This window comes from Streptomyces sp. NH27, assembly GCF_056859195.1.
This window is the reverse complement of record NZ_JACEGK010000305.1, coordinates 1-9,547: the sequence shown is the minus strand read 5'-3', so window position 1 is coordinate 9,547 and position 9,547 is coordinate 1. Positions and strand designations below refer to the sequence as shown.

Genomic DNA, 9,547 nt, shown 5'->3' with positions numbered 1-9,547 from the left:
GCGATCGGGGCGATCGGGGCGATCGGGTGGGCGAACGCCGCCGCCCGGCTCGACCTCGGTGCTCATGGTCCCGCCGACCTCCTCGATCGCGCCGGCTCCCCCGGCTCCCCCGGCTGCCCGCACTGGGACGACGTCGTGGCACCCCGGACTGTGAGGTCCGCCCCACACCTCACAACCCTCGGCGCTGCGTCGTCGGAGTAGTCGGAAGCACACCGAACCACACCGGGGAGACCTGTTGAACGTGTTCCTGTGGGTGCTACAGGCGACACTCGCCGCCTCGTTCGCCCTGTCCGGGCTGGTCAAGGCCACCCAGCCGAGGGACCGGCTGCTCGGCTGGTTTCCGTGGGCCGAGGACTTCTCGCTGCCGACCGTACGGTTCATCGGCGCGATGGGGCTGCTCGGCGCGGTCGGGCTGATCGCCCCGGCTGCCAGCGGCATCGCCCCCGAGCTGACCCCGGCCGCCGCGACCGGGCTGGCGATCATGATGGCGCTGGCCGGCGCCACGCACCTCCGCCGCAAGGAGCCGCCCGGCGTGGCCGTGGCCGCCGTCGTCCTCCTGCTCGCCGCGCTCGTCGCCTGGGGCCGGTTCGGCCGCTACGGCTGGTGACCGGCATATCCGTGGCCGTGAGCGGCCCCGACCGACAAGGAAGCAATCCGATGACCGACATCCAGACCATCGTCGACCGCTGTGAAATCGACGCGCTGCGCGGTGAGTTCACCGACGCGGCCATGACGCGCGACTATGACCGCTTCGCGGCGCTCTTCACCGACGACGGCGTGTTGCGCATTCCCGACGCCCACATCGAGTTCACCGGCCAGGAGGCGATCCGCGCCGGGATCGCCCGGTTGCAGGCCAATTGGGAGTACTTCGTCCAGAACGTGCACCCCGGCACGATCCGGATCGACGGCGACACTGCGACGGGCCGCTCCTACATCTCGGAGTTCGGACGGATGCGCGACGGCAGCTCCCACCTGAACTACGCGATCTACCACGACCGTTACCAGCGCACCGCGGACGGCTGGAAGTTCGCGGAACGCAGCTACGAGGTCCGGTACCTCGACACGACTCCGCTGGCGGGCTCGGCGCCCCGCACGGCGGAATGGGCCCACCAGGGGTAGGCGGCACCCCGCCGCGCGCCTGGCGGATACCCGTACGTCCTGCCAGGCGCGCCGTCAGCAGCACCGCTCGACGGGCAACCGCTCGACGGGCACAGCCGGGCGGCCCCTCGGCCGTCGCCGCGGCCCGCGACGTGTTCACCCCGACCGGCCCGCAACCCGCAACCCGCAACCCGCAACGGTGCCGCGCGCCCTGGGGACCGGCGAAGTGCCCGTACGGGCACGGTCGTACGCCGACGAGGACCATCGCGCCGGCGCCGCCGCGGGCCACATGACGTACGCCGCCGACCCGTACCCGGCCCGACGCCGCCGCCGCGCCCGATCACGCCCGGTCAGGGCCGGGGCGCCGGCCCCAGCAGGAACGTGCCGTCGTCGACACCGCGCAGCACCGCGTCTGCGGTGGCCTCGGGGGTGAGGCGGGTGCTGTCGAGGACGTGGGCCTCGAACTCCTCGATGCCGGTGAACTGCCGGTGCATCGCGCGGACGGGCGCCGGGTCGGTCAGCGCGTCGGCGCCGCGGCCGGTGGCCCGTTGCAGCGTGGTGTCCTGGTCGGGGCGCAGTACGGCGTAGTGGAGTTCGGCGGCGCGGGTCCGGGCCGCGGCGCGGAACGCGTCGACGAACCAGGGGCCGATGACGCCGTCGCACACCACCTGGTAGCCGCCGTCGGCATAGCCGAAGGCGGCTTCGGCCAGGACGCCGACGACGACCTCGTTCTGCCGTTGGGCGGCCGGCAGATACGGGAGGACGACGCCTCGCGCGATGAACGCCCAGAAGTCGTCGCCGTGCAAGTGGACGCTGGGCGTGAGCCGTTGCGTCAGCAGGCGCGTGACGGTGCTCTTCCCCGCGCCGGGCGGACCGGTGAGGACGATCACCCGGCCCGGCGTGGACGGCGGGAGCGCCGGTTCGGCGGCGGGCTCAACAGCGGGTCCGGCGGCGGGATCGGGGCCGGGTTCGGCGGGTTCGGGCGCGGTGGGCCGGGTCATACGGGGTCCTCTCCTCGGTCCGCGGCGTTCCGTCGCCACGGTTCAACAGCGTTCCACCGCCGCGCATTCCGGCGCCCGGAACGCGCGGCGGCGGCGCGCCTTCCCCTGCCGCCGCATGCCTCGCGCGCCCTGGGGGGCGGCTCCGGCGCAACGGCACAAACGTCGCGCACCCCCTTCCCGCTCTTCACCACGGTGATTCTGTTCTCAGTTTCACGCGGCGCCAGATACGCGCGATCGTGGCCCGAAACCTCGATCAGCCGATCAGATCCAGCCATTGTTGAACGGTCAACCGGGCGCTGCCTGTGGAACGTTCGGGCAGCGACACCGTCACGAACCGGGCATGGCGGCCACGCCACCGTCGCGCCCGGCCGGTCCACAGCGGCAGCCGGCAGGTCCGCAGGGGCACCATCGTCCGGCCCGAACGGGCAACAAACCGGGCCAACCTGTGAGATGGGCGACTGGCCGGATACGTCGGTGGTGCGGAACTCTGAAACGCTTCAACCTTCTCCTACCGATTACGTCCACACTGCGACCGAAGGTGGGTACGGGTTGGTATGGGTTCAGATGGCGGAGCATGATGACGCAGGAAACAGTGACCACAGGAATGCGCAACTCCCTCCTCCGTGCGGGCGAAAGGACTGAGATCGTGGTGCTCTCCACGCCCTCTGATCTGTCGGGTGCCACCGCCAGAATCCCCGTCACGGTCCACGCCCCGGACCCGATCTCCCTCGCGGGCGTCACCAGCCAGCTCAGCCAGCGGCCGGAAATCAGGCTGGTCGACGAGAACAGCCGGCAGCCGGGGACCGTCGCGGTCCTGCTCGCGGTCGCGCTCGACGAGGGCACGCTCTCGCGGCTCCGCCAGCTCGTCCGCGCCGACGGCGTACGGGCGGTGCTGGTGGCGAACCTGATCCGCGAGGCCGAACTGCTCCAGGTGATCGACTGCGGGGTCGGCGCCATAGTCTGGCGGCATGAGGCCACCGGGCAGCGCATCCTCCAGGCGGTCCTCGCCGCCTCGCGGGGCGACGGCGACCTGCCCGCCGACCTGCTCGGGCGGCTCATGACCCAGGTCGGCATCATGCACCGCAACGCCAAACACCTGCCCGGGGACCCGGCGTCGGGGCTGACCCCGCGCGAGGTCGACGTCCTGCGGCTGGTCGCGGAGGGCATGGAGACCGGCGAGATCGCGGGCAAGCTGTCGTACTCGGAGCGGACCGTCAAGAACGTGATGCACAGCCTCACCACCCGCCTGCGGCTGCGCAACCGCGCGCACGCCGTGGCCTACGCGCTGCGCGAGGGCTACATCTGACGGCCGTACGCGGCGAAGCGCCCGGCGGCCCCCCGGCCCCGTGCCACCCGGCCGCCGGACAGCCGGACAGCCGGACCGAGTCAACGACATACGGCTACGAAGTACGGGTACCAAACCCACCGTGCACAGCGAAGGGCGCGACCGTGATACACGAGGTGGACGAAGTCCTCCGGGGGCTGCTCTCCGGCGGCGCCCTGGCCGGAACCGGTGTCGACATCGCCTTCGAGGCGCCGACCCGCGACTGGGCCGCCCGGCGCAACGCGCCGACCATCGACGCCTATCTGTACGACATCCGCGAGGACGTCGCCCGGCGCGAGCGGGGCGCGGTCGCGGTCCGCGACGACCGGGGCATCGTGCTGCGCAGGCGCCAACCGCCGCGCTGGTACCGGCTGTCGTACCTGGTCACCGCCTGGACCAAGCAGCCGCAGGACGAACACCGCCTGCTCTCCGCGGTGCTGACCACCCTGCTGCCCCACGAGGTGCTGCCGCCGGAGGAGTTGACCGGCGCGCTGGCCGCACTCGGCCTGACCGTCCCGCTCACCGTCGCCGGCTCCCAGACCGACTCCCGGTCGTTCGCCGAGATCTGGTCGGCACTCGGCGGCGAGCTCAAGCCGTCGCTGGACGTCACGATCACCGCGCCCTTCCCGGCCTACCCCGAGTACGACGCCGGGCCGCCGGTCACCGAAGGCGCGGGCGTGCGGGTGCGCGGCACCGACGGCACCCTTGAGGGCTCGGCAGAGCGCTACCACCAGCCCCGCCACCTCGCCGGCCGCCAGGACCCGGCCCCGGGCGCCGCCGAGTGACCGCCGCGATACCCGACCCGGGCACGGCTACGGACACGGCCACCGGCACGGACGCCCTGGTCACCAGGCTCGGCCGGCTGCGCGACCGGGTCGCCCTGCTCGTCGAGCACCGCAGCGCCTCGGACCCGACCGCCACCGATCCGCTGCGCGGCCTGTACCTGACCGACGAAGCGGTACGGCATCTGCTGCGCCCGGCCGCGGCGGAGGGCGGCGCCGCCCTTCCCGCCGGGGAGCCCGGCACCGGGAAGCCGGGCGGCGCACCGGACTTCGGGCCCGCCACCGACCTCGACGGCGCACACGGTGACGCGGCGCCGGGCGGACCCGACGGCGGACCCGACGGCGACCGGCTGCACCGCCTCGCCGCCCGGCTCGGCCTGTCCGAGCTGGACGCCCGCATCCTGCTCACCGCGCTCGCCCCCGACCTCGACCGCACCTTCGAGCCGCTCTACGGCTACCTCAACGACGACGTCAGCCGCCGCCGGGCGACCATCGGCCTCGCGCTCGACCTGTGCGGGGTGCCCGCGCACCGCGCCGAGGGCCGCGCCCGCTTCCACCCGTCGGCGCCGCTGGCCGCGCTCGGCCTGATCACGGTGGAGGAGGCCGAACGCCCCTTCCTCAGCCGGTCGTTGCGGGTCCCGGACCGGGTCGCCGCGCACCTCGTCGGCGACGACACCCCGGACCCCGCGCTCGCCGGCCAGGTCAGGCCGCTCGCACGGCCACTCACGCGGCCGGCCGCACAACCGGCCGCACAACCGGCCGCGTCGGACGACCCGTTGGTGGAACGGCTCGCCAAGCGCCTCGCGACCGGAGCGGCGACGGTCTACCTGCGCGAACAGCGCGAGGGCGACGGCATCGCCTGCGCCGCCGCCGCGCTCGGCGCGGCCGGTCTGCCCGCCCTGCACTTCACCCCCGCGGGCCGCTCCCCCGCCCCGGGCGACGACGGCCGCGGCGACGACCCGGCCGAGCACGGGCACGACCACGACCGCGGCGGCGCGGCCACCGCCGCGCTCCCCCGACTGCTGCGCGAGGCAAGGCTGCGCGGCCACGCGATCCTGGTGGCCCCCGTGCCGGACGAGCCCGCCGCCGTCGCCGCCCTCGTCCGCACCCTCGCGGTCGACGACGTGACGGTGGTCATGACGGGCACCCGGCCGTACGACCCGCAGTGGTCCGACCGCGACCCGCTCGTGCTCGACGCCCCCCGGCAGCGGGCCGGCGACCTCGACACCTGGTCCGCGGCTCTCGGCGCGCCCGCCGAAGACGCCAACGACGCCGCCAACGAAATCGCGACCGGGGCCGCCGACTTCGACCTGGCGCCGGTCGTCGCGCCGTACCGGCTCGGCGGCGACCGTATCCGCCGGGTGGCCCAAGTCGCCCGGGAGCTCGCCGAGTTCGACGGCGCCCCGCTGTCCGCCGGTCATCTGCGGCTCGCCGCACGGCAGCAGTCCGCGTCGGGCCTCGAACGCCACGCCCGCCGGATCAGGCCCGACGTCGGCTGGGACGACCTCGTGCTGCCGGACGGCCCGCTGGCCCAACTGCACGAGCTGGCCATGCGCGCGCGCCACCGCGACCAGGTGCTCGGCGACTGGCGGTTGAGCGCCGGCGGCGGCCGCGGCCGGGGTGTGCTGGCGCTCTTCGCGGGCGGGTCCGGCACCGGCAAGACCCTCTCGGCCGAAGTGGTCGCCGCCGAACTCGGCCTCGACCTCTACGTCGTGCAGCTCTCCTCGATCGTGGACAAGTACGTCGGCGAGACCGAGAAGAACCTGGAGCGCGTCTTCACCGAGGCCGACCGCACCGACGCCGTGCTCCTCTTCGACGAGGCCGACTCGGTGTTCGGCAAGCGGTCGGAGGTGAAGGACGCGCACGACCGCTACGCCAACATGGAGAGCGCCTACCTGTTGCAGCGGCTGGAGTCCTTCGACGGCATCGCGCTGCTCACCACCAACCTACGGGCCAACGTCGACGACGCGTTCACCCGGCGGCTGGACATGGTGGTCGACTTCCCCTTCCCCGACGCCGCGCAACGGCTGGCGCTGTGGCAGCACAGCCTGGCCCATGTGCCGTGCGCGCAGGACATCGAACCGGCCTCCGTGGCAAAGGAGTTCGAGCTGGCCGGCGGTTCCATCCGCAGTGCGGTGGTCACCGCCGCGTACGCCGCCGCCGGCCGCGACGCCCCGGTCGGCACCGCGGACCTGCTGGCGGGTGCGCAGCGCGAGTACCGCAAGGCGGGCCGGCTGGTACTGGACGACAACGCCGACTGGTGACGGCCGGTCCGCAACCCCCCGGCCGCCTTCCACCGATCACCGGCCCGGACCGGCCCGCACTGGACCGGACCGGACCGGACCGACCGGCACCGCATCGCACCGCACCCGGCGAGCCGCACCGGCCGGTCAGCCGGCCACCCGCTCGGCCAACTCCGGCCTCAGACCGTGAACCTGATGGCCTGGAGCACCTTCGTCGTGTCCGTGGTCCCGCCGAAGATCCAGCTCACCTTGCTGGGGTCGTCGCAGCCCAGGCCGCCCCACCCGCTGCCCTGCAGAAAGGCGTTCCGGCAGATCGCTCCCTGGTTGGCACCGACACCGAAGCCGGACAGGCGAATGCCCTTGCCCGCGGCCCCCGAGTACATGTCGATGCCGTCGGGCTGCTTCTGCCACCCCGGAGGCCGCCACCCGCCGTCCTCGCGGTACGCGTTGAGCTGCCCGCCTCCCACACCGGCCTCCGCGATGTTGATCTCCTCGATGGCGCCGCCGTCGTCCTCCGTCGAACCCGCCGTGACGCCGTCGCACGCGGGCTTGCTCCAGCCCTGGTCGCTGACGTAGACGCGGTAGCAGATGTGCCGGCCGCCGGGGTCGCTCGCGGCGAGCTTCTGCACCGCGGTCGCCGCCGTGGCCGGCGGCGCCTTCTTCTTCTTCTCGCCACCGCCACCGCCACCGGACCCGCCACCGGACCCGCCCGACGACCCGTCGGGCGACGGCGGTGGTGTGGTGGCCGCGGGGGAGGTGGCCGGCGGCGGGGAGATGATCGGCGCCGCCGGGGTGGGCAGCGTGGAAGCGGCGGCCTGCTCCACCTTCTGGCCGGCGAGGCTGGCCACATGCGGCTTGTACGCGAACCACAGCGCGACGGCGGCGACGACGAGCCCCATCAGCAGGCCGAGGAAGGTGGCCAGGAAGCGGGGCAGCACCCCGCGCTGCACGTACGTCCCGTCGACATCGAGCGGGTTGGCGCCCGAGCGCTGGACGGCCAGCCGGAAGGGGCGGTTCTCCTTGCGCCCGAACCAGGTGATCCGGCGCGGCCTGAGCGTGGTCTTCACGAACGCGGCCCGGCCGGGGGCGATCTGGACGTTGGCGGGGTGGATCTCGTAGGAGACCTGGTCGCCGTTGTCGGTGCCGACGATCGAGGCGGTCAGCTTCGTGTTGCCGAGGTTGTCCACCGCGAGCTTGGAGCGGCCCCGGAAGCGGCCCTTGACGGTGTGCGGCACCAACTCGGCCCGCACCTCGGTGAAGGGCGTGATGGTGATGTTGCCCTCCGGGACCGTGGTGGCCTCGGGATTCTCGCTGGGCACGATCTGGACGCCGAACGGGTTGGGCCCGGCCGTGGCGTCCGGGGTGCGCGGCGGGGCGACGGTGAGCTGGACGGTGTCGACGGTGCCCGGGTAGAGCCGCAGCATCGGCGGCTCGACCGTGATGTACGGAGCGAGGTCGCCGACCGGCGTGAAACGGTACTCGTCCACGACGTCGCCGGTGTTGCGCAGCCGCAACCGTATGGTCGTGGTGCTGCCCGGATCGACCGTGGCGGACGGGGGTTCGAGGGAGGTCCAAAGGCTCACACCCTGCCGCTACGGTGCCGGGACCGGGCCCGTCAGCGGACCGCAAGGCAGGGCTGGTGTCCGTGCGGGCGGGGGGAGTTCCCCCCGCGGGGCGGGCGCGGGGCCGCTCAGCCGTAGGCGGCCGAGTCCCACTCCAGGCCGGGCCGCAGCCCCGCGAGCGCGGCCGGGTCCGTGAACCGCACATGGAGCACCCAGGACGGCACCCGGTCGGGATCGCGCCACAACCCGCCCCACTCCGCGCCGAACGCCGCGTTCCAGCCGGCCTCGTCGTCGGGCGACAGACCGCGCTCGCGCAGCCCGTCCTCGATCCGCCGCCGGGCGGCGGCCTCGTCGAACGGGAAGTTCCGCTCGTCGCTCACGGCAACCTCCGCCAGCACCAGGCGGGCGCGGCGGGCCGACTCCACGTCGGTGCCGTACGGGTCGCCGCCGTAGAGGTCGGTTCCGCCCACCAGCCCTTCCGCGCCCGGCCAGACGGGAGCCGCGTCCGCCAGCAGCCGCAGCACGAAGGGCTTGGTGGCGGACGGCGAACCGGCGTCCGGATGCACCGCGAGGCACAGCAACTGCACCGAGTCTTCGGCGACCTGGCCCACGGTCACGTGCCACAGATCGGACAAGGCGCGTCTCCTCGGGGGTCGTCGACCGCGGGTGCCGTCGAACTCGGTGCGAACTCGGGTGTCCTCACACGCTACCGGGACCGTACGTGAACGGTGGTCAGCGGATCGTGATGGAGCCGCCGGCGATCGCCCGCGCGAGCGCTTGGAGCGCCCGGTCCGCGCTGCCGCCTTCCATCCGGCTCGCGAAGGTGGTCGCCTGCTGCACCATCTGGTTCCGCCGGCGGTCCCAACGCGGGGGCGCGAACGGGATCTGGTGGAAGGCGTGATACACGGACTCGGCCGGGCCCGTGGCACCGTAATGGTCGATGAGGTCCTCGAACTCCGCCCGGCGCGCGCCGCCGAGGTCGTTGAGGAAGGCCAGGTCCTGCGCGTTCCAGCGACGGTAGTTGCCGCTCGACTGCACCAGGTCGGCCATGTCCATCTGCGAGATCCGCACATGCGTGCCCGGATCGGTCGGCTGACGGTCCTGGAAGGGGAAGTACACGCCGTCGTGGTGGACGTCCCACACCCTGGCCGCCCCGTCATAGACCCGGTGGTGGATCGTCAGGCCCTCCACGAAGTCCCCGGCCGCGTCGTACTGCCGCTGCGACATGGCCGACGGCCGCCGCGACGGCTGGTGGGCGTAGTGGATGTCGACCCCGAAGTAGACGAAGTCCTGCTGCTGGCCTTGCTGGAGCGTCCTGTTGGTCGCCCGCACCTGGGAGACCGTGGACTTCAGCAGGGCTTCGACGGTGCGCTCGTAGGTGGAGTTGTCCCGCTTCGACGCGGGCACGAGGTTGTCCGCGGTCCCGATGCCGCCGGCGATGTTGTTGATCAGGTGGAAGCGGATCCAGAAGTTGGTCAGCCGCAGATCGCGGATGTAGTCGAAGCCGGGCGGGTCCTGGGAGGGCGGGTAGCCGGCG

Annotated in this window: 10 protein-coding genes; 6 read left to right on the top strand and 4 right to left on the bottom strand. The window is 73.3% G+C overall.

Features of this window, described 5'->3' with window-relative positions:
- The 3 genes from AC13HU_RS23250 to AC13HU_RS23240 all read left to right on the top strand — a co-directional run.
- Positions 1 to 201: hypothetical protein (locus AC13HU_RS23250; RefSeq protein WP_483043875.1), on the top strand; the 201-nt coding region annotated here is incomplete at its 5' end.
- 40 nt (positions 202 to 241) lie between these two features.
- On the top strand, positions 242 to 607 hold the full coding sequence (locus tag AC13HU_RS23245; RefSeq protein ID WP_483043876.1) for a DoxX family protein: 366 nt from the start codon (positions 242 to 244) through the stop codon (positions 605 to 607).
- 50 nt (positions 608 to 657) lie between these two features.
- Positions 658 to 1,119, top strand: a complete 462-nt coding sequence (locus AC13HU_RS23240) for a YybH family protein (RefSeq protein ID WP_483043874.1) — start codon at positions 658 to 660, stop codon at positions 1,117 to 1,119.
- A gap of 329 nt (positions 1,120 to 1,448) precedes the next feature.
- On the opposite strand, the gene AC13HU_RS23235 is transcribed toward AC13HU_RS23240, so the two are convergent.
- Positions 1,449 to 2,099: an AAA family ATPase gene (locus AC13HU_RS23235; RefSeq protein WP_483043873.1), complete on the bottom strand. Its 651-nt coding sequence runs from the start codon at positions 2,097 to 2,099 to the stop codon at positions 1,449 to 1,451.
- A 646-nt stretch (positions 2,100 to 2,745) separates the two neighbouring features.
- Between AC13HU_RS23235 and AC13HU_RS23230 the strand changes: the two genes are divergently transcribed.
- From AC13HU_RS23230 to AC13HU_RS23220, 3 genes are all read left to right on the top strand, one after another.
- Positions 2,746 to 3,405, top strand: a complete 660-nt coding sequence (locus AC13HU_RS23230) for a helix-turn-helix transcriptional regulator (RefSeq protein WP_483043872.1) — start codon at positions 2,746 to 2,748, stop codon at positions 3,403 to 3,405.
- Between the two features lie 143 nt (positions 3,406 to 3,548).
- Positions 3,549 to 4,208, top strand: a complete 660-nt coding sequence (locus AC13HU_RS23225; RefSeq protein WP_483043871.1) for a Pvc16 family protein — start codon at positions 3,549 to 3,551, stop codon at positions 4,206 to 4,208.
- Positions 4,205 to 6,469, top strand: a complete 2,265-nt coding sequence (locus AC13HU_RS23220; protein ID WP_483043870.1) for an ATP-binding protein — start codon at positions 4,205 to 4,207, stop codon at positions 6,467 to 6,469. The genes AC13HU_RS23225 and AC13HU_RS23220 overlap by 4 nt, the downstream gene beginning before the upstream one ends.
- 158 nt (positions 6,470 to 6,627) lie before the next feature.
- On the opposite strand, the gene AC13HU_RS23215 is transcribed toward AC13HU_RS23220, so the two are convergent.
- The 3 genes from AC13HU_RS23215 to AC13HU_RS23205 all read right to left on the bottom strand — a co-directional run.
- Positions 6,628 to 8,031, bottom strand: a complete 1,404-nt coding sequence (locus AC13HU_RS23215; RefSeq protein ID WP_483043869.1) for a COG1470 family protein — start codon at positions 8,029 to 8,031, stop codon at positions 6,628 to 6,630.
- Between the two features lie 107 nt (positions 8,032 to 8,138).
- On the bottom strand, positions 8,139 to 8,645 hold the full coding sequence (locus tag AC13HU_RS23210) for a hypothetical protein (RefSeq protein ID WP_483043868.1): 507 nt from the start codon (positions 8,643 to 8,645) through the stop codon (positions 8,139 to 8,141).
- 97 nt (positions 8,646 to 8,742) lie between these two features.
- A partial coding sequence (locus tag AC13HU_RS23205; protein ID WP_483043867.1) for a hypothetical protein occupies positions 8,743 to 9,547 on the bottom strand: 805 nt, incomplete at its 5' end.